The sequence below is a fragment of the Hyphomicrobium sp. MC1 genome (assembly GCF_000253295.1).
Taxonomy (GTDB): domain Bacteria; phylum Pseudomonadota; class Alphaproteobacteria; order Rhizobiales; family Hyphomicrobiaceae; genus Hyphomicrobium_B.
The window spans coordinates 1,510,931-1,530,337 of record NC_015717.1; the positions used below are offsets into that span (position 1 = coordinate 1,510,931).

The window sequence follows — 19,407 nt, forward strand, 5'->3', positions numbered from 1 at the left end:
TCACTCGTCGCTGACGCCAATTGCCGACTTCAACTCAGCCTCGTTGACGGAGGCGCCGAGCTGTTTTTTCAACGTTTCGGTGTATTCCGTCAGCGTCTGGTTCGCGAGTTCCCGATCGAGCTGTTTGTTCAGCTCATCGGTTTCCGTCAGCGACGCCGGGGGCGCTGGAATGACCTCGGTGACCTTGAAGACGACTTGGGTCGTGTTGTCCGGCGACGGACCATAGCTCGCCTTGCCTTGCGGCAGAGCGAACGCTTGCGTGACGACGCCTTGAGATACGCTCGGCGGAATGGTCTTGCGTGTGAGCGGATCTGTCTTTTCGACCTTGTTCTTGGCTTCCTCCTCGATCGCTGTCATCGGTTCACCGCCGTTGACACGATCTGCAAGCTTTTTGGCGAGTTCGTCGATGAGGCGGTGGCGTTCGGCCGTGATGAAATCGGTTTTGACCTGATCCTTCACGGCGTCGAAAGTCTTTTGCTTCGGTGCATCGGTCGAAAGCACGTTGACCCACGCAAAGCCGTCGTCGCCAAGCTCGATGCCGGCGTCGTCGTTGCTGCTGTCGGGAGCGAAGGCGCGTGAGACGATCTTGCGAAGGTTCGGCGTCTCCATCACGGGCTTGCCGTCAGGCCCCAGCCCGGTGGCATCCGTCGCGGGAATTTCCTTGAACGGCAGCTTCATGCTGTCGGCGATCTCTTTCAGAGATTTGCCGGCGATGCGATTGTCTTCGATCTCGTCGTGCTTGTCCTGCAACTCGGCCTTGGCCTTTTCGGTGGCGAGCTTGTCGCGCACCTGATCCTTGACGTCGGCGAGGGTGCGGGTCACCCCCGGCACGATCTGGGTGACGCGCAGGATGACCGTCGCAAAGCGGCCTTCGACGACGTCGGAATACTTGTCCTTTTCGAGCGAGAAAGCGACGTCGGCGACCTTTGGGTCGATCAGAGACTTTTTCGCGACGAGACCGAGATCGACGTCGGTGTCCTTGGCGCCGGTTTCCTTGGCGATGTCGCCGAACGTCTTCGTGCCGTCTCGAAGGGCTTTCAACGCCGCTTCGGCTGTCGCTTTGTCTTTGAATGAGATCTGCTGGATGCGGCGCTCTTCGGGCGTATCGTAGGTCGCTTTGGACGCTTCATAAGCCTTGGCGATATCTTCGTCGGTGATATTGATCTGCTTCTTCAACGCGTCGACGTCGAGGGTGAGCACCTGGATCTTGCGATACTCAGGCGTCATGTATTTCGACTTGTCCTTGTCGTAGAGTTCCTTGAGCTTGGCTTCCGTCGGGTCGGCAACGGTCACGGCCTCGGGATCGATCTTGACCCATTCGATGACGCGCTTTTCCTGGTTGTAGGCGTGCATCAGATCGAACAGCGGTTTGGGAACCGTCTGAGCTTCGACCATGGAACGGATGATGGCCGCGCGCAGCTCGTCCTTGCGGCGCAGGGAGAGGAAGCCCTGTTCGCTCATGCCGATTTGCTGCAGCAGCGATTCGAAATTCTGTCGCGAGAATTTGCCGTCGGTCTGGAAGTCGGGATCGGACTGGATGCCTTCGACGAGCGTTTTATCCGACATCGCAAGGCCGAGCTGTTTGGCGTGCGCCTCAACGGCCGCTCCGGCAATGAGCTGCGCCAGCACGCGGCGGTCGAGACCGAACGCATGGCCTTGCTCGGCCGTGATGCGGCGCCCGGCCTGCTGCGAGAACCGGTCGAGTTCGTTCTGGAAGGTGCGACGGAATTCTTCGTCCGAAATTTCGGTGCCGCCGACCTTGGCGACGAAGCCCCGGCCCCAGCCGTTGAACACGTCATGGACGCCCCAGATGCCGAAGCTCATGACGAGCAATCCGAACAGCAGCTTGGCGACCCGGGTTTGGGCGCCGCGTCTGAGAGCTTCGAGCATGGGTAATGACGTCCCGTTGATGGAAGCGTGACGCAGCCGCGCGGAACGGCGTAGGGTCAGCAGGCTTCGAATGGCAGTTTCCGCGCGGGGCGCGGGTTGGATGGGCGTGATATGAAGCCCAGGCCGTTTCGGATTGCAAGGGTGCCTCTGATGAGGTTACGGAGTGTTCACTGGGGTGAGCCTCTAAAGAGGGCATGTTAGCGTCCGCAAAACGAGGAACGGCATGGGGAAAACTGGGCGCGGAATTCGGCCTCTGGTTGCGGGAAACTGGAAAATGAACGGCCTGAAGGCGAGCCTCAGTGAGGCGATGGCCGTGCGGGAGGCCCTTCAAGGGCCGCTCGCGTCGCTCCCTGCCGAGGTGATGATCGCCCCACCCGCGACGCTGATTGCCGGGTTTGCGGCGGCGCTGGGGAGCGGCCCGGTGCTGCTCGCCGGGCAGGACTGTCACCCGAAGCCGTCAGGCGCCCATACGGGCGATATCGCCGCCGAAATGCTGAGAGATGCGGGGGCCTCGGCCGTCATCGTTGGGCATTCCGAACGGCGAACCGATCACCGCGAGACGAGTGCAGACGTCAGGGCGAAAGCCGAAGCCGCCCACCGCGCAGGGCTCGTTGCTATCGTTTGTATCGGGGAGACGCATGCGGAGCGACTCGCTGGTTCGACGCTCGCCGTTGTGTGTGGGCAACTCGAGGAATCGATGCCGGAATCGTCCACCGCGGCGAATACGGTCGTCGCCTATGAGCCGGTCTGGGCCATCGGGACCGGGCTGACGCCATCTCCGGACGACGTGAAAGACGTTCATGGAGCGATTCGCGCGCGCCTGGTCGCACAGTTCGGTGCGGAAGGCGAGGTGATGCGCATTCTCTACGGCGGGTCGGTCAAACCCGACAACGCGGCGACGCTGATGGCGGTGGAAAACGTCGATGGCGCGCTCGTCGGTGGCGCCAGCCTTAAGGCGAGCGATTTTCTCGCCATAGTTCGGGCATATGAGAACGTCTGATGCACTTTATTCGCCGAACCATTCTCGTTGCCGTGCTGGTCCTTGCGCCGAGTGCCGCTTGGGCCACGAAGCCGAAGCTCGATCCGGAAACCTGCAACTCTTTGAGGCTTGAGCAGATCAAGTTTCGGCAGTCGGGCATCCTTAACGACATGAGCAAGGGCGCAGCCTGGGGTAAAGCCAACCTGTCGCCGGAACGGTTGCGCGAGATCCAGCACTATCTGGAGCTCGACGAGCAGGTTCAGTTCGGCTGCCGTGATGCGAAGGTAACCGCCGAGGCGAAGCGCGCCAGCGAGGCCGCGGCCCGGATCGAAATCAATTCCGACGCCGATCCGACGGCGCCGGTTGCCAAGGACCCGCCGAAGCCTGGGGCGGCAGGGGCGGACGGCAAGGACACGGCCCCTAAGAAGGCGGCCAAAAAGACCGTTCACAAAAGCAAACCGACGAAATCGTCAAAGGCGAAGAAGGCTGGCGACAAAGAGTCGAATGCCGGCTCGAGCAAGGGGGCGAATGCAAGCTCCTCTGTCGCGGAGGGTGAGGTTTTGCCCTGGGCATCACCTTGAATTGATAAGATATATGACCGATATCCCGTAGCTGCGTCCGAACGGCTTTTCGGCGCGGATTTGAGGACTGGCCGATTGGGCGAGGGTGGTGTATAGCCCGTCGCTCATCGGGTCTCGACCCGAACATTTCTGGAACCGGATTTCATGGCTACCGTACTCCTCGTCATTCATTTGATGATCGCCGCGACGCTTGTCGGCGTGGTGTTGCTGCAGAAATCGGAGGGCGGTGCCCTCGGAATCGGCGGTGGCGGCGGTGGCGGCTTCCTGACGGGGCGGGGCACCGCCAATCTTCTGACGCGGACCACGGCAGGCCTTGCGGCAGCCTTCTTCACGACCAGCATCCTATTGACGTTGCTCGCTAATCATTCGTCGCCGCGCGGATCGGTGTTCGATTCGGTTCCCGGTGCGACGGCACCTGCGAACGGCTCGGCGCCTGCTGCCGGCAAGACCGAGCCGGGCCGCGGCGGTATTCTGGACAAGCTCGAACAGCCGCACGGGCCGCTCGTTCCGCAAAACCAGTAGTTCGGTTTCTGCACGTTTTATGTGCGTGACTTGAGCCTATAGATCGCGAGGGTCTGGACCCTCGCAGTGTTCCCTGCGAATGTGCGCCGGTGTGGGGGACTTGATCATGGTAGATATAAGCATGGGCAGGCTTTCGGCTGTGCTGCGCGCTGCGCGGCTTTTTCCAGCTCTTGCGGTCGCGTCCGGCGTCATCGCGGCTCTCAGTCTTGGGGGATGCGGCTCGAGCTTGAGCGATCTCACTACAGCGTCGGTGACCAATTATGAGGCTGCGAACCTTTTTGCGCCGGCCGGATACAGCATCTCGCAGAATTCCGATGGCAGTCTCCATGTCACCGCTGCCGGTTCGCCGAGCACGCCCGCTGACCGCCTGAATAAGATCGCGATGGCGGCGGCGGCCGATTACGGGGACCAGCAGCACCAGAAAACGTTTACCGCGACGCCGCCGCAGACGACGTTCAAGTGCGGAAAAACAAAAACGACTGACAAAGGCAAGGTTATCGACATCAAGCCGATCGACCTCCGGGTCGTTTCGATCGACGTGACCTACGGACGGGATGGGATTGCGCCCGCGGCTCGGAACTCGAAAGAGACGGCGGCGCAGCTCAAGTCCGAGCTGGCGTCCGAGACCGTTCCTCCCGACGTCCAGGCGGCCGCGACACAAGAGGTCGCCCAGCAGTGCGGACGGAGTTAGAGTGGCCCGTTTGTTTCACTTCTGAGCGTTGCGACCTTTTCTATTGGTGAAGGTGCAAAAAAACCGCTTCCGAATCCGGGGGCGGGTGTGCCACAACCAAGGCCCATGCAGCGGTATATCTTCATCACCGGCGGCGTGGTCTCCTCTCTCGGCAAAGGCCTAGCGTCCGCCGCTCTCGGCGCGCTTCTTCAGGCGCGTGGCTATTCGGTTCGGCTCAAGAAACTTGATCCCTATCTGAATGTCGATCCAGGGACCATGAGCCCCTATCAGCACGGCGAAGTGTTCGTCACGGACGATGGTGCCGAGACGGACCTCGACCTTGGTCATTACGAACGTTTCACCGGCGTGCCGGCGAAGCGGTCGGACAATGTCACGACCGGTCGGATCTATCAGGACATTCTCGCGAAAGAGCGGCGCGGCGATTATCTCGGCGGCACCGTGCAGGTCATTCCGCACGTCACCGATGCGATCAAGAATTTCGTGCTGTCGGGGAACGAGGACGTCGACTTCGTCCTAACGGAGATCGGCGGCACGGTCGGTGACATCGAAGGACTGCCGTTCTTCGAAGCCATCCGCCAGCTCGGTAACGAGCTGCCGCGCGGCGCGTCCGTCTTCATCCATCTGACGCTGATGCCGTACATCCCGTCGGCGGGCGAGCTGAAAACCAAGCCGACGCAGCACTCGGTCAAAGAATTGCGCTCGATCGGCATTCAGCCCGACATTCTGCTTTGCCGTTCGGACCGCGATATTCCGGTCGGTGAGAGGAAGAAGATCGCGCTGTTCTGTAACGTCCGGCCCGAGGCGGTCATTCAGGCGCTCGACGTCGCGTCGATTTACGACGTGCCGCTAGCGTATCACCGTGAGGGCCTCGACCGCGAGGTGCTGCACGCGTTCGGCATCACCGGCGCGCCGAAACCTGATCTGGCGCGCTGGGAAACGATCTCCCGCGGCGTCGCCCAGCCCGAAGGCCAAGTGACGATTGCCATCGTCGGCAAGTACACCGGCCTCAAGGACGCGTACAAATCGTTGAACGAAGCGCTGGTGCACGGCGGCATCGCCAATCGCGTCAAGGTCAGGCTCGAATGGATCGAAAGCGAAATCTTCGAGAGTGAAGATCCCGCACCTTATCTCGAAGGCGTCCACGGCATTCTGGTGCCGGGCGGCTTCGGCGAGCGCGGCTCGGAAGGCAAGATCTTAGCGGCGAAGTTCGCGCGCGAGCGGCGTGTCCCGTATTTCGGCATCTGCTTCGGTATGCAGATGGCGTGCATCGAGGCGGCTCGTAATCTCGCGGGCATCAAGGATGCAAGCTCGACGGAATTCGGCGAAACCAAAGAGCCGGTCGTCGCGATGATGACGGAATGGATGCGCGGCAACGAGCTTGAGCAGCGCCGTCAGGGCGGCGAGCTCGGCGGCACGATGCGGCTCGGCGCGTACGAGGCGTTGCTTGCTGAAGGCAGCAAGATCGCGAGCATTTACAAGTCGAACGATATCTCGGAACGGCATCGCCACCGCTACGAAGTCAATATGCGGTATCGCGCCGATCTGGAGAAGGCGGGCTTGCGCGTCGCCGGAACGTCGCCGGATGGATTGCTGCCGGAGACGGTCGAATACCCGGACCATCCGTGGTTCATCGGCGTGCAGTATCACCCGGAGCTGAAGTCGCGGCCGTTTGAACCGCATCCGCTCTTTGCAAGCTTCATCAGTGCGGCGGTGGTGCAGAGCCGGTTGGTATAAAACATATCGAATTTCTTGTGAATCAAATGCCACCTCTAAGGTCGGTATATAGGCTGAGGATCTCTTCGGCGGCGCGGTCAGCGTCAGGGGATTTCATTCTTATTTTTACTGGCTCTGTTCTAGAGTGAAATGCGTGACGCTCGAGATTGCTCATCAAGGACTGAAATTTTTCGCGTAAGCTCTCAGGCATGTCGTTATTGGATTGAAGAATTAGCAGGTGGGTGAACGCATGTCCGAGACGCTGATCCATTGGACCATCGCCCACTAGAGAGTAAAGGGCTTCCCACAATTTCTTCCGGCTGTAGCTATATTGCGAGCCAGCCTCCAGTCCACCATCTACTCGATCCTGGATGACGTTAGAAATGAAATTGGTAAGCGTGCGGCGTTCCGCGGCTGCCAAATCCTCTAAGCGCTTTCGTAATTTCGGCTCAAGCCTTAGCGGAAAAGGTGTTGGACGAGTGTCGGATTTTGACTTGGTAGCCATGAACGATGTGTCCTCTAAATGGATATCTTTGTGATCCTTTTGGACTCCATTGGCTATCTATGCATCTCCGCCGGAATGTTGTCAAGGTTATTGAAAGCCGCCGCCAATGCTCGTGCGCCAGGCAATTGCGCTTCGCTTTCCATTTTGGCGTCAGTTGCCGCTAAGAGCTTCGCGACCGTGTTGTTGCGGATGGCGACGGGGTTTCGCTCGTAGCCGCCCTGCTGGAAGAAGTTCGATGTTGGAACTTTCTTGCGCAGCGCGTCCGACATCGTGACCATGTCGAAGCCGTTGCCGTCGCCGGTCAGGTTCATCATTTCAAGCTCGGCGGCGGTGAGCGGCGCCGTATAACCCTTCCGTTTCGCGTAGTTGACCGACGTTAAAAGTTTATGGACCTGCAGCAGCGGTCCGACATCGACATCGAGAATGAGCGCGTGGATGGCCAGCCCCTTCGACGTGCGCGCAAGGCGGGCGTGGGCGGACCAGCGATCCGGTACGCTGCGGCTGAAGGCGATCATGCGTTTGAGGGTTGTGATCTTGTCCTCGATCATGGCCTGGCGCGGGCCGTTGGCGTCTCGCGCTTTTGCACGCAACGCCGCGAGGATCTTGTCGCCCGCCTCCGCAAGCAGTTCGATGCTGTTGGTCGTGAGCAGCTGGTTGTAGCCGAGGGCGGTCGTGATAGCACGCGCGCCGGGGCGATCGTATTCGAGTCCTGCCTGCACGGCGTAGCCGCCGTTGCCGCCGGATTCGAAGGCGTATACTTTCACGCACTGCTCTGGCGTTAGGCCTGCCGCAAGCGCTGCGTGCGCGTAGGCGCGGCGGTAAGCATCGTCTGTTGATGGTTGGTCCGGCGTAAAGCCAAAGTATGCCTGCGCTTGTTCCAGGAAGTCGGCGGCGACGGGGACATATTCGCCTTCGGCGCGCGGGCTTTCAGGATTGATGGGCTTCGGCGGCCCGGTATAGTGCGGCGGCTGTTCGAGCACGTAATCGGCGGCAGTTGGTTGCTCGCCATTTCGCTGTTTGGCGATGCGCCGCTTCCGTTTGCTTTCGACGACCGTCCAGTAGGGATCGGCCAACTCGTCATAAGCCGCACGCGCTGCTTTGTAGATTGCCAGCTTCTGCCGGTAATCGGCCATCTGCTGCGTGAGGTCGTCGGCGTGCGCGTTAAAGGGCACAGGGGAGAGCGCGACGAAAGCAACCGCAGCGCTCACGCTCGCGAATGCATTTCGAATTTTGGTCCGCAAGCTGCCCATCGTTCGCACCGTATGTGGATTTGCGCCGTTCATGCCCTCGTGCCGCTGCAATCGCGTGCCCTTCTTTTCCAAGCGGGACATGCCCTTTTCTTATGTTCAGAGTGGATCAATCCCAGGGGGTTTTTATGTTCAGTCGCGAGTCACGAGCAGATACGCGTGCGGAAACGGCACGGCAAACGGCGACACCAGCGGCCCCGCCGCGATTTTCCGGACCGATGGGAATCGTGTCGAATAATCCGAGTCCAGGCTATTCATCCGTGTCCCCTGACCGGCCGACATCTATACTTGGGCCGGATATTTCGATCTTCGGGCAGCAGCTTATCTTAAAGACCAAAGGCTCGCTGCTGATTCAGGGCCACATCGAGGGCGACGTTCACGGTGAGTCTGTGACGGTTGATAATGGCGCACACGTCAAAGGTGTCATCACTGCGCGCACGATTGCCATTCAGGGCGGCGTCAAAGGCGAACTAAAAGGCTCGAACGTCATTCTGCATGAGCATTCGGTGGTGGAAGCCAGCATTGTGCAGGAAAAGCTGACGATCGCCGAGGGTGCGCACTTCGAAGGTAGCGTCAAGAAAGCGAAGGACGCCAGCGAAGTCACGCCCGATCTTTCGTAATCGCGCGTTGCCTTGCGAAACAAAAATCCCGGCGCATCGGCGCCGGGATCGCATGTCGTACAATCGGTTTTCTCAGACGCGCGTTATGGCGTCGTTGCCGGAGCGGCTGGCGCAGCCGGAGCGGTGGCGGCAGGTGTCTCGGTCGTGACCGTCGTCACGTCGAGCGTCAGGATGCCGGTGTAGAGCAGGCCGCCGAAAACGATGGCGAATATGATTGCCGTCGCGAGAGCGTTCAGCACGCGGTTCGAGAACGAAACCAAGTTCCCCACGAGATCGAGGATGAATACGATCACTGCGCCGAGCAGAACGGGTTCCAGCCAAGGATATTTTTCGAACATCTTCGTAGTCCTCACCTATTTATTTTTGCCGCCTCCCGAGTCGCGGCTTGCCGTGCAGCCTTACCATGTCTGATGCGCCGTCGAGGCGACAACGGGTTTTAATGGCATTGTGAGGGGTCCGCCTGACGCTCCAGGAGCACACCTGACTGTCTCCCTGTGGTTATCGGCGACGCGTTCAAACAACCTCAAATAAGTCCGTTTGCAGGTCAGGGTTGTTGCAAAATCGCATTGCAGCGGTGACGCGAAATCGATTGCAGATTCAAAAGCTCAGCGAATGAAATGATATAACGCATCACCATTTCGTGATCACGAAAAGTTTGAGCGGCGTTAGCGAAAAGAGATTGGAATTTTGGCAGTTATCTAACTATGTGAGTTCGCAACAGGAACAAACCTGTCGGAATACGTGGAGGACACACCATGAAGACCTGGACGAAGCCGGAAGTTCGCGAGCAGGAAGTTGGTCTGGAAGTTACGTCGTACCTTCCGGCTGAGATCGACCTGATCTAACGAATTCGAACCTTTTGGTTCCTAAAACGGCGGCCTTGGGTCGCCGTTTTTGTTTTGGGGAACTCGGTGTCGGGGGTCGCGGACGGCCGTGTCGGCGGCTATAACCCTCGCCATGACACAGCATGAGACCCTAAAGCCTGCTCGCGAGGTGCGCGTCAAAGATGTCCGCTTTGCGAATGATGCGCCGATTGCGGTGCTCGCCGGGCCTTGCCAGATGGAGAGCCGGGCGCACGCGCTGGAGATGGCGGCGGCGCTAAGCGAAATCTCAAAGACGCTCGGAATCGGCCTCGTCTACAAATCGTCCTTCGACAAGGCCAATCGGACATCGCTGACGGGGCGGCGCGGCATCGGGCTTGAGGCTGCGTTGCCGGTCTTCGCTGAAATCCGCGAGACGTTCGGGCTGCCCGTCGTGACCGACGTGCATGAAGTTGGGCAATGCGCGGCTGTTGCCGAGGTGGTCGACGTCCTGCAGATCCCGGCATTCCTGTGCCGGCAGACGGACCTGCTCATCGCGGCAGCTAAGACCGGGCGTGTCGTCAAGATCAAGAAAGGGCAATTTCTCGCGCCCTGGGACATGAAGAATGTCGTCGCCAAGGTAACGGGCTCGGGCAATCCGAATGTTTTGGTGACGGAGCGCGGGTCGAGCTTCGGCTACAATACGCTCGTCGTCGATATGCGGGCACTGCCGCAAATGGCGGAAACCGGTGCTCCGGTCATTTTCGATGCGACCCATGCCGTGCAGCAGCCGGGCGGGCAGGGGACGTCGTCGGGCGGAGATCGGCGGTTCGTGCCGGTGCTGGCGCGGGCTGCGGTGGCCGCGGGCGTTGCGGGGTTATTTATCGAGACGCACCAGGATCCGGATAAGGCGCCGTCCGACGGCCCGAACATGGTTGCGCTCAAAGACTTCGGTGCGCTCATTGCCGAACTGCAGGCGATCGACAACATCGTCAAAGCACAAAAGGCCGCGAGCCAGACCTGAAGCTCGCGCCCTTCTGTACGTGCCTAGCTCTTTTGGTTCCGCTCCAGCCGGTTCGGAGCACGACCAAAAGGCTTCGTGTGGTCTTGTCGTGTATCGAGTGACTTCCGTCCGTGCGCCCGGACGGCATGCTTTCTATGCGGGTCGTGACTTCAAGAGTGCTTCAAAGTCGTAGTGGCCTTGGGCATTTCCCTCTTGCCGCCGTTTCCGCACGAGCCGTCGCGATCGGCTTTTGCATCCGCATCGGCGAGAGTATTCGTTTTTCAGGCTTTGGCGGACCAGAGCTCAGTAGCCAACGCATTGACTTGAGCGGGGCTCGTGAGAGCGCCGAACTGTCCGTCCTTCGTGACCATGATGCCGGCAACGCAGGCATGCTGGGCGCAGGAAGACAGCGACGTTCGTCCGACGTTGATGGCGGCGATCGCCATCGACGTCATGAGCAGGCTCATCGTCGAAATGCAGGAGACGTAGGCAAGGGCACGCGAGACAAGTTCTTGGTGCATGGTCAACCTCACAACGCGAGACTAGGGATGACGACACGTTTCACTTGCGGTGTTGGCTTCGGGGCCGGAACAGAACCGGCGGCGAGAGCCGATGTGTTGACAGTGCATCAACCTTGGTTAAGGACGCGTTAAGGCTAACGAAGCGTGAATAAAAAAATCGGGCGGCGCGTCACCCGCCGCGCCACCCGAATAGAGCCGTTGATGGTTGAAAACGAGCGCCCTAGCTTTTCATCTCGGCGCGAATGGCACGAGCGAGGGCGCCGGCGCGTTCGTCAATCAGCTGGGGAATTTCACACGCAATCGGGATGTTCGCCTGCTTCTCCTGGAAGGTGCGAATTTCCCATTTGTATTTTTCCTGCTTGTTCGAAAGCTTTGAAATTTCGCCGGCGGGTCCGCTCGACTCGTCGGTTATGCCCATTTCGTTTTCCGGCGGAAGCTGCAGCCCTTCGGCCTCAATTTCTTTTGCGCGCTCCATCTGGCGTTTATGGAAGCGCTCGATACCCGACATCACGACCTTGCGGTTTTCGTTGGTGCGGGTCAGGACGGCCGAGAAGAGTTCCGTCAGCTTTGCGTCGCGCTGATCAGCGGGAATGCTGGCGGCATACTTTTTGATCGCGGCTTCGGCGTCTTCTTCCTTGATGCGACGCGAGATCAGATACTGCGAAAGCGTGCGGATTTTTTCGTCGTTCCGCCAGCTCTTCGTGTCTGTGATTTCGGGACCATCCCAGATCGTGGCCGCCGACAGCATCGGCACCTTGCGGTAAACGCACGGCCACTCATTCTTGTCCGGTTCATCGGCGAATGCGGGCGATACGGCGGACCATGTCAGCGGTGCCAGCATAACGAATGCGGTTCCCAGGGCGGCGCGACGGAGAAAGTTCATTTTCATTGTCAATCAAACCTCAGGCTGCTCCTCCAGGGCCGCCGCGCCGAGCGATCAACCCTTTCGAGGGATTATAGGCAAATACCGCCGCGGCAAGGAAAACGATCGTGCAGCCGACGACGATGGCAAGGGACACGGTATCGACCTGTCCATATAGCCCAAAGCGGATGAGTTCTACTGCATACGTGAACGGATTGAGGCGGCAGATCTCGAAAAGCGCAGGGCTCGCTTCGCGGATGCGCCACAGCGGGTAGAGCGCGGACGACGCAAAGAACATCGGAAAGATCACGAAATTCATGACGCCCGCAAAATTCTCAAGTTGCTTGATGACCGACGACATCAGGAGGGCCAGGGAGCCCAGCATTAAACCCGCCAGCACGATTGCGGGAATTACAGTTATGTAACCTGCAAACGGCTGGATGAAGTCGGGCAACGAGAAGAGTGAGGTCGTAACGGGATCGGACATGGTCGGGATCACACCGCCTGCCCAGGTCGGCGGATCGTAGAACGTAAAGAGCTTCACATCGGTGATGGGCGGTGGCTCGATGCCCCAGAACCATGCAACCAGCATGAACGCGTAGGCTTGCAGCAGAGCAACACACACGCCGCCGAGCAGCTTCGAAAGCAACAGGAACGAGCGCGGAAACGGACTGACGAGCAATGTCCGCATCGTACCCGTCTCGCGGTCATAGACCATCGATAGCGACGACTGCATGGCATTGAAAAGGAGGATCATCGCGATCAGGCCAGGTGCGATGAACTCTTCATAGAGGACATAGGTCTGGTAGGGCGGGATGATCGAAATGCCGAGCGTCTGGCGGAAGCCAGCGGCAAAGATGAAAAGCCAGATCAACGGTCGAACAAGGGCGGACAGGAACCGTTCGCGCTGATGCAGATAGCGAAGAATCTCGCGCCAGACGATGCCCTTGAAGCAGGCGAAATAACCCGCGATGCCAAGACGGCGGCGCGCGTCGTCCTCGCTGCCGTGATACATGGCGGAAATGTTATCGGGACTCGTGGTCGCCGCTTGCGATGACATCAGGCGGCCTCTTCGATCGTTGTTTTGGTTCCCGTCACCGTGCGAAACGCTTCGCGGACGCTGGACGTTCCCGTCAGCGTCAGGAGCTGCGGTACCGGGCCGTTATAGAGAATGACGCCCTTGTGCAGAATGACGACCTGATCGGTGCGCAAGACTTCGTCCATCAGGTGGGTCGCCCATAAAACGCCGAGCTTTTCCTTGGCGACGAGATCGCGGACGATCTTCAGGACGCTTTCGCGCGAGCCGAGGTCGAGGCCAACGGTTGCCTCATCGAGCAACAGCAGATCGGGACGGTGCATCATCGAGCGCGCAATCTCGACGCGACGGACCTGACCGCCGGACAGCGCGCGGACTTTTTCGTTGGCGCGATCCGCCAGTCCGACGAGCTCCAGCGCTTGTTGCGCGCGCCGTGTCGCCTCGCGGCCAGCGAAGCCATGCAGGGCGGCATGGTACTTCATGTTCTGCATCAGCGTCAGATCGACGTCGAGCGTGCGGCTCTGGAAGACGACGCCGAGGCGTTGCAGCGCCTGCGACGCCCGTCTGCGGACGTCGAACCCGCGAATGAAGATTTCGCCGGTGACGTTGTCATAGAGGCGCGTGATCAACGAGAACAGCGTCGATTTTCCTGCACCGTTGAGGCCCAACAGCACGACGAACGCGCCTTGCTCGACAGTGAGCGAGACGCGATCGAGAACCTTCCGGTCACCGAAACTGTGGCTCACGCCGTTGACGACGAGGGCCGGCGTTTGCTCGGCTTCGGCCGTGACAGTCGATGCCATAATTGTATTCAGTCCTTTTCGTTCGTTACTTCGGCGAGACCACGACGCCCCAGGGATAGCGACCGACCTTGATCGATTTGATCGCCTTCAAGTTGGCAACGTCGATGGCGGTCACATCGTTCGAAGCGCCGTTGGTCGTGAATAAAAGCTTGCCATCGGGGGTGAAGTACATCTGCCAGACGCGCTGGCCAACCAGAATATACTTCAAAACTTTGAACGTCTTCGTGTCGATGACGGCCACGCGGTTGGCTGGGCCGAGCGCGACGAAGGCGATCTTGTCATCCTTGGTGATGCGGATGCCAACCGGCTGGATCGCTTCCTGCTCGATGCCCGGGATAGAGAAGTTGATCTTGGCGATGATCTTGCGATCAGCCGGATTGATTACCGCCACCGTGCCGCCGACCTCAGATGACACCCACAGCTGGGTCTGGGCCGAATTGAACATTGCGACGCGCGGGCGGCTATCGACGAGGACGTTGTCGAACAGCTTGTGCGTGGTGGTGTCGATGAAGTGGGCCATGTTCGTCGTTTCAGACGTATTGACCAGCACTTTGCCATCCGGGCTCATGCCCATGCCCTCGGGTTCGACGCCGACGGGAATTTCGGTGATGACCTTCGAGGTTTGGATGTCGACGACAGTTACGAGGTTGTCGTCCTCATTGGCGATGTAAAGGCGACGCCCGTCGGGGTGCAGCGTGAGCAATTCCGGATCGGGTCCCGACGGAAGAGATTTTATGTATTGGAGCGTTTTTGCGTCGTAGACCTTCACGTCGTTGTCGTCGCTCGTGCAGATGATGATCCACTTGCCGTCATTCGACATGACGATGCCGCGCGGGCGCTGGCCGACTTTTGCGGTCTTGATGACTTCGAGTTTGTCGGTATCGATGACCGAGACGGTGTTGTCTTTTTCGTTGGTGACGTAAGCCGTATAGGCGTCGGCAGGCGTCACGCCGAAAGATGCAATCGCGGCGGTGACCAGCGCGGGCATGAGCGTTGAAAGTCGCGACATTCTAAACTCCGGTTGAGAAATACGCGCCGAATGACGGGCGCGCGAACGACTGCGGATCATTGCGTATAGGTTTTGCACTTGGTCTCCGGCTTATCGATGCCGAGCGTATCGAGCAGACTGAACTGATGCAGGAAACCCGGTTGTGGGGAGACGCTGACAAATATCTTCTGGGTGCTGACGAGCAGCGGTTCGCGGAGCTGGCCGTTCCAGCCGCGGAAGCTAACAGCGACTCCTTTGAAGGCGGCAACGTCGAATTTCGGCGAGTGAATGAAGTCGTGCAGCGTTTTGAAGTCGGTCGACCGCGTCCGTGATGCCGCTTCGCCGACGACACGCGTTGCAATCCAAGCGTCGTAATCGAGCGGTCGCATGATGCGGCCGGTCAAACGTTTGAAGCGGTTTTGGAACTGGGTCGCGCCCCATTGTTCAAGCGCTGGGTGCCAGCTTCCGGGAACGAGGCCCGCAGAGCCGACGATCGGACGCGGAACCCAGGTCCGATAGGGGAAGTAGTCGCCGAAGATCTGGTCTTCGTCGACAACGAGGACGACGTCGTGGTCCTTGGCCCCCTGCATGAATTGCGAGATTTGCTGCTGGATTTGCTCGAATCCGCCGTCGGCGCGGCGGTTGCCGGTGTCGACGTTGAACTTGCGCTCCTCGACGATTTTTGCGCCGAATTTTTTCGCTGAGCGGCGGTAGGCATCGGCCAGAAGCTGGTCGTTGGCGCTCGGGCCGATGACCATCAGCATGTTCGGCCAGCGCTTCCAGACCAGATACTGCACGAGTGCATCGGCCAGCATCGTGCGTGTCGGCGCCGTATGCAGGACATTGGCGCGGCAGTCTTCCTCACGCAGGCGATCGTCCGGGTTGCCGACGTTGAAAATCTGCGCAGGCTTGCCCTTCATGCCATCGGCAAACTTCAAGAGTGAGTCCGGTCCCATGTCGGCGACGATGAAAGAGTTGCCGGCGGCGACCTTGTCGGTCGCCTGCTTGATCAGGTCGTCGATGTCGCTGCCCTCGATGACATCGAGCCTGAAGGTTTGGTTGAGAAAACGGCCCGTCGTGTTGTCGTCGGCGATGCCGAGTTTGGCACCCGCGATGCCGTCATCGGCGTTGGGCTGATCGAGGAGCGAAAGAGGCAACTCCTTTTCCCGGTCCTCTTTCACGTAGAGCATCTGGATAACCGCACCTTGCGGTTGCGATGTCTGCGTCGGGATCGGGATAGGCTGCGGCGTCGTTTGCGCTGCAGCATAATTGCCAAAAGCAACGCTGGCGGCCGCAAAAGCCGTGAAAAAGACGCCGAAAATAGCTGTTTTGGATGACATCAAGCGTATGAAAGGGCCGGGAGTTGCAATGGGCAAATGATCAAACTCCAATTCGCCTCGCAGCACACGGCAGCGAAGCTCTCGGGCGTCAAAGTGTTACTGTGTTGCTAAAAGGGGGCCGTTGGCCGCCTTGTCAAGCTGGAGGCTTTCGCCTCGCGCGTTTGTGACCAGTCATTCTATGCAAACGGCGGGTGAACCTCTTGCAATGGCGGGGGGTTAGCGGGCACCTACAGTCTTAGAGCGCTTCGGCCGGGCGCGATGCTCCTCTTACTGTATGAATCCGCTCAGTTACGTGGAAACGAATGCATATGCCCTTGCTCAAGCGCACTTTTCTCGTCTTTTTCGCATCTTTGTCGATGACGCCCGCAGCTCATGCCGTCACGAAAGCGGCGGTCTTTCCGTTCGATCTTCACGATGCGGAGCAGGACGGACAGCTTATTCCGCAATACAACCCGGAGGATTTGCGGCGACTGAAGCTGATTGCCGACGAGCTTCGCTCGCTGATGCAGAAAGACGGCAAATACCAGGTCGTCGATCTGTCTTCGAAAGAGAAGGAAATCGAGACGGCCGCGCCGTTCAATCAGTGCAATGGCTGCGAAGTGCCGATTGCGAAGGAAGCGGGCGCCGACATTGCTGTCACGGGCTATGTCGATAAGGTCTCAGGCGCGTTGATCAATCTGGCGATCGTGGCCCGCAACACGAAGACGGGCGAACTGACGAAAACGATGTCGGCCTCGATCAACGGCAACTCCGATGATCTTTGGCTGCACGGCGTGCGTTATCTCTGGAGAAACCGGTTCAACGTCGAGGCGACCTCAAAATGACGATGCTCAACCGCCGAGGCATTCTGGCGGCCGGTTCCGCGCTTGCAGCCTCCGTCATGATACCTCGCTTCGCATTCGCGGCCGCTCCAGTGCGCCTAACGTCGGTTAAATTTGGCTCGTTGAGCTGGGTGATCGATACAATCCGCACGCAAGGGATCGACAAGAAACACAAGCTCGATCTCGATGTGGTCGAGGTGGCGAACAATCCGGCGGCGCCGGTGGCGTTGCTGTCGGGCGCCGCTGACGTGATCGTGAGCGATTGGACCTGGGCGCTTCGTCAACGCGCGCGCGGCGATGATCTGAAGTTTTTTCCGTACTCCTCGGCGCTCGGCAGCGTAATGGTCGCCAAGGATAGTCCGATCAAGTCGCTTGCGGATCTCGAAGGAAAAAAGATCGGCGTCGCGGGAACGGGCATCGACAAGAGCTGGATCCTGCTGCGCGCCTATTCGCGCAAGAAACTTGGCAAGGACATTGCCGATTTTGCAGAGCCGGTGTTTGGAGCAGCGCCGCTCGTGTCGGAAGAATTCAAGAACAAGCGTCTGGACGCGGTGCTGAACTTCTGGACCTATGCGGCGCGCTTGAAGGCTGGCGGCGCCGAAGAATTGCTGGCGATGTCGGACGTCATCAAGGGGCTCGATGTGTCGCCAACGCCGGCGCTCGTCGGATTCATCTGGTCGCAAAAGGAGGTTCGCGCTAAGGGGGTGCCGGTTGACGCGCTTCTGGCGGCTGTCTCCGACGCCGACGCGGTGCTGGCGACGTCGGATGCAGCTTGGGAGCGTTTGCGGCCGTTGATCAAGCCCAGCTCAGACGCCGAGCTTGTCGCGATCAGAGACTACTATCGGTCGGGCATCACGCGCTCGTGGGGGCCGGAAGATACCGCGGCGGCGGAGAAGCTTACGAACCTTCTCATTGAACTTGGCGATACGGAACTCGTTGGTGATGGCACCCATTTCGACCAGGATCTCTTCCACACCTAGGCTGATGGCGGCGCCGACGGGTTTCACGGCATCGCTTGAGAGGCTCGCGTGGATGGCCGGGTCGCTGCTGGCGCTGGCTGTTCTCTGGCAGATCATCGCCGTGTACGCGGACAATCGCTATCTGCCGACGCCGCTCGCCGTGTTTGACGTGCTCTGGCGGGAAGGCGCGAACGGCAATCTCTGGAAGGATACATCGGCAACGCTGGCGCGCGTCGCGGTGGCGTTCGTCGTCTCGATGTTCATCGGCACGACGATCGGGATTTTTCTCGGCCGCTACCGGACAGCCGATAAATTTTTCGACGCATGGCTGATCCTGTTTCTCAATCTGCCGGCGCTCGTCACGATCACGCTTTGCTACATCTGGTTCGGGCTGACGGATGCGGCGGCGATCACGGCGGTGGCGCTGAACAAGATTCCGAACGTCGCCGTCAATATGCGCGAGGGCGCGCGCAGCCTGTCGAAAGATCTCGACGAGATGGCGCAGATCTACAAATTCGGCTGGTGGAAGACGTTGCGTCACGTGACCCTACCGCAGCTCGCGCCGTTTTTCGCGGCGGCGGCGCGATCCGGCCTGTCGCTGGTTTGGAAGATTGTGCTGGTGGTCGAAGCCTTCGGGCGGTCGAGCGGTGTGGGTTATCGGCTCAGCATCGCGTTTCAGGAATTCGACGTAAGCACGATCCTGGCGTATGCGCTGGCGTTCATTCTGGTGGTGCAGATCATCGAGTTTGCGGTGTTGCAGCCGCTGCAGGAACGGGTGACCGCATGGCGCCGATGAACGGAGTGAATCGGTCTTCGCCCATACGCGTCGAAGTTCGCAGTAAGGTTTTTCCGGCCGTCGGCAACAGGCCGCCGCAACCCGTGCTGAAGGATATCGCGTTCGAGGTGGCGCCGCGGTCGTTCCTCGTCATCACGGGGCCGTCGGGCTGCGGAAAGTCGACGCTCCTGAACGTCATCGCCGGGCTCGACAAGGATTTCGAAGGCAGCGTCGATCTTGGCGCAGCGAAGGATAAGCTGACCTTTATTTTCCAGACGCCACGTCTTCTGCCCTGGCGGACGGTTTACGAAAACATCGCGCTGGTCCTGCCGGAGGGCGATCCGCGCCACGCAGAAATTCCCGACATGCTCGAGCGCGTCGGGCTGAAGGACGCCATGAACGCTTATCCAGAGCGTCTCTCGCTCGGGATGCAGCGCCGGGCGTCGCTGGCCAGGGGCTTTATCGTGGAACCCCAGATCCTGCTGATGGATGAGCCGTTCGTCTCGCTGGATGATCCGACGGCGATCAGCCTGCGGGCGCTGTTGACCGGGCTCTGGCACCGCCATCCGACCACGGTCATTTTTGTTACCCACGACCGGGCCGAGGCAATTCAGCTCGGAACGCGCATCTTGCGCTTGGCGCCCGGAAAGGCGAGTGTGGCGCAGGATGTGACCATCAACCTGACCGAGGCGCAGCGACACGACCGGGCTGCCGTCCTCGCGGAGCAAAATCGCATCTTCGCGGCCTGAAG

At 59.7% G+C, this 19,407-nt stretch carries 22 protein-coding genes; 12 read left to right on the forward strand and 10 right to left on the reverse strand.

The window, feature by feature from the left end:
• On the reverse strand, window positions 1-1,890 hold the full coding sequence (locus tag HYPMC_RS07330; protein ID WP_013947231.1) for a SurA N-terminal domain-containing protein: 1,890 nt from the start codon (window positions 1,888-1,890) through the stop codon (window positions 1-3).
• A gap of 223 nt (window positions 1,891-2,113) precedes the next feature.
• Between HYPMC_RS07330 and tpiA the strand changes: the two genes are divergently transcribed.
• The 5 genes from tpiA to HYPMC_RS07355 all read left to right on the forward strand — a co-directional run bounded on the left by tpiA (window position 2,114) and on the right by HYPMC_RS07355 (window position 6,397).
• A complete protein-coding gene (tpiA, locus tag HYPMC_RS07335; RefSeq protein ID WP_013947232.1) occupies window positions 2,114-2,890 on the forward strand; it encodes a triose-phosphate isomerase in 777 nt (258 codons plus the stop codon).
• Window positions 2,890-3,450 carry a hypothetical protein gene (locus tag HYPMC_RS07340; protein ID WP_013947233.1) on the forward strand — a complete coding sequence of 187 codons (561 nt, stop codon included), beginning with the start codon at window positions 2,890-2,892 and terminating at the stop codon, window positions 3,448-3,450. The genes tpiA and HYPMC_RS07340 overlap by 1 nt, the downstream gene beginning before the upstream one ends.
• Before the next feature lie 144 nt (window positions 3,451-3,594).
• On the forward strand, window positions 3,595-3,972 hold the full coding sequence (gene secG / locus HYPMC_RS07345; protein WP_013947234.1) for a preprotein translocase subunit SecG: 378 nt from the start codon (window positions 3,595-3,597) through the stop codon (window positions 3,970-3,972).
• A 106-nt stretch (window positions 3,973-4,078) separates the two neighbouring features.
• Window positions 4,079-4,663, forward strand: a complete 585-nt coding sequence (locus HYPMC_RS07350; protein ID WP_013947235.1) for a hypothetical protein — start codon at window positions 4,079-4,081, stop codon at window positions 4,661-4,663.
• A gap of 105 nt (window positions 4,664-4,768) precedes the next feature.
• Window positions 4,769-6,397 carry a CTP synthase gene (locus HYPMC_RS07355; RefSeq protein WP_041299854.1) on the forward strand — a complete coding sequence of 543 codons (1,629 nt, stop codon included), beginning with the start codon at window positions 4,769-4,771 and terminating at the stop codon, window positions 6,395-6,397.
• 22 nt (window positions 6,398-6,419) lie between these two features.
• On the opposite strand, the gene HYPMC_RS07360 is transcribed toward HYPMC_RS07355, so the two are convergent.
• Together HYPMC_RS07360 and HYPMC_RS07365 are read right to left on the reverse strand one after the other, a co-directional pair.
• Window positions 6,420-6,881 (reverse strand): hypothetical protein, encoded by a 462-nt coding sequence (locus HYPMC_RS07360; protein ID WP_013947237.1) that lies wholly within the window; start codon window positions 6,879-6,881, stop codon window positions 6,420-6,422.
• Window positions 6,882-6,934: 53 nt separating this feature from the next.
• Entirely contained in the window at window positions 6,935-8,212 is a 1,278-nt protein-coding gene (locus tag HYPMC_RS07365) for a hypothetical protein (protein WP_013947238.1), read from the reverse strand.
• Window positions 8,213-8,355: 143 nt separating this feature from the next.
• On the opposite strand from HYPMC_RS07365, the gene HYPMC_RS07370 reads away from it, so the two are divergent.
• Complete coding sequence (locus HYPMC_RS07370) at window positions 8,356-8,748, forward strand: polymer-forming cytoskeletal protein (RefSeq protein ID WP_244420993.1); 393 nt, start codon at window positions 8,356-8,358, stop codon at window positions 8,746-8,748.
• 83 nt (window positions 8,749-8,831) lie between these two features.
• On the opposite strand, the gene HYPMC_RS07375 is transcribed toward HYPMC_RS07370, so the two are convergent.
• Entirely contained in the window at window positions 8,832-9,086 is a 255-nt protein-coding gene (locus HYPMC_RS07375) for a hypothetical protein (protein WP_013947240.1), read from the reverse strand.
• A gap of 417 nt (window positions 9,087-9,503) precedes the next feature.
• Between HYPMC_RS07375 and pqqA the strand changes: the two genes are divergently transcribed.
• Window positions 9,504-9,593: a pyrroloquinoline quinone precursor peptide PqqA gene (pqqA, locus tag HYPMC_RS07380; protein WP_013947273.1), complete on the forward strand. Its 90-nt coding sequence runs from the start codon at window positions 9,504-9,506 to the stop codon at window positions 9,591-9,593.
• 112 nt (window positions 9,594-9,705) lie between these two features.
• Window positions 9,706-10,572, forward strand: a complete 867-nt coding sequence (gene kdsA / locus HYPMC_RS07385) for a 3-deoxy-8-phosphooctulonate synthase (protein WP_041299857.1) — start codon at window positions 9,706-9,708, stop codon at window positions 10,570-10,572.
• Between the two features lie 260 nt (window positions 10,573-10,832).
• Here the strand turns inward: kdsA and HYPMC_RS07390 are convergent, their stop codons facing one another.
• The 6 genes from HYPMC_RS07390 to HYPMC_RS07415 form a co-directional block, all read right to left on the reverse strand.
• Entirely contained in the window at window positions 10,833-11,072 is a 240-nt protein-coding gene (locus HYPMC_RS07390) for a hypothetical protein (protein ID WP_013947242.1), read from the reverse strand.
• Window positions 11,073-11,292: 220 nt separating this feature from the next.
• The gene (locus HYPMC_RS07395) at window positions 11,293-11,955 is read right to left on the reverse strand and encodes a hypothetical protein (RefSeq protein ID WP_244420994.1); all 663 of its coding nucleotides are present in this window, start codon (window positions 11,953-11,955) and stop codon (window positions 11,293-11,295) included.
• A 19-nt stretch (window positions 11,956-11,974) separates the two neighbouring features.
• Entirely contained in the window at window positions 11,975-12,949 is a 975-nt protein-coding gene (locus HYPMC_RS07400) for an ABC transporter permease (protein ID WP_085941679.1), read from the reverse strand.
• Between the two features lie 44 nt (window positions 12,950-12,993).
• Complete coding sequence (locus HYPMC_RS07405; RefSeq protein WP_013947245.1) at window positions 12,994-13,773, reverse strand: ABC transporter ATP-binding protein; 780 nt, start codon at window positions 13,771-13,773, stop codon at window positions 12,994-12,996.
• A 25-nt stretch (window positions 13,774-13,798) separates the two neighbouring features.
• On the reverse strand, window positions 13,799-14,782 hold the full coding sequence (locus HYPMC_RS07410) for a YVTN family beta-propeller repeat protein (protein ID WP_013947246.1): 984 nt from the start codon (window positions 14,780-14,782) through the stop codon (window positions 13,799-13,801).
• A gap of 56 nt (window positions 14,783-14,838) precedes the next feature.
• Window positions 14,839-16,101, reverse strand: coding sequence for an ABC transporter substrate-binding protein (locus HYPMC_RS07415; RefSeq protein ID WP_024275698.1), 1,263 nt, complete (start codon window positions 16,099-16,101; stop codon window positions 14,839-14,841).
• Between the two features lie 308 nt (window positions 16,102-16,409).
• On the opposite strand from HYPMC_RS07415, the gene HYPMC_RS07420 reads away from it, so the two are divergent.
• The 4 genes from HYPMC_RS07420 to HYPMC_RS07435 are packed head-to-tail and all read left to right on the forward strand — an operon-like array spanning window position 16,410 to window position 19,405.
• A complete protein-coding gene (locus HYPMC_RS07420; protein WP_244420995.1) occupies window positions 16,410-16,925 on the forward strand; it encodes a DUF3280 domain-containing protein in 516 nt (171 codons plus the stop codon).
• Entirely contained in the window at window positions 16,922-17,902 is a 981-nt protein-coding gene (locus HYPMC_RS07425; RefSeq protein ID WP_013947250.1) for an ABC transporter substrate-binding protein, read from the forward strand. Before HYPMC_RS07420 ends, HYPMC_RS07425 begins: the two co-directional genes overlap by 4 nt.
• Window positions 17,865-18,677 carry an ABC transporter permease gene (locus HYPMC_RS07430; RefSeq protein WP_024275700.1) on the forward strand — a complete coding sequence of 271 codons (813 nt, stop codon included), beginning with the start codon at window positions 17,865-17,867 and terminating at the stop codon, window positions 18,675-18,677. The genes HYPMC_RS07425 and HYPMC_RS07430 overlap by 38 nt, the downstream gene beginning before the upstream one ends.
• Window positions 18,674-19,405, forward strand: coding sequence for an ABC transporter ATP-binding protein (locus tag HYPMC_RS07435; protein WP_244420996.1), 732 nt, complete (start codon window positions 18,674-18,676; stop codon window positions 19,403-19,405). The genes HYPMC_RS07430 and HYPMC_RS07435 overlap by 4 nt, the downstream gene beginning before the upstream one ends.
• Window positions 19,406-19,407: the final 2 nt, after the last annotated feature.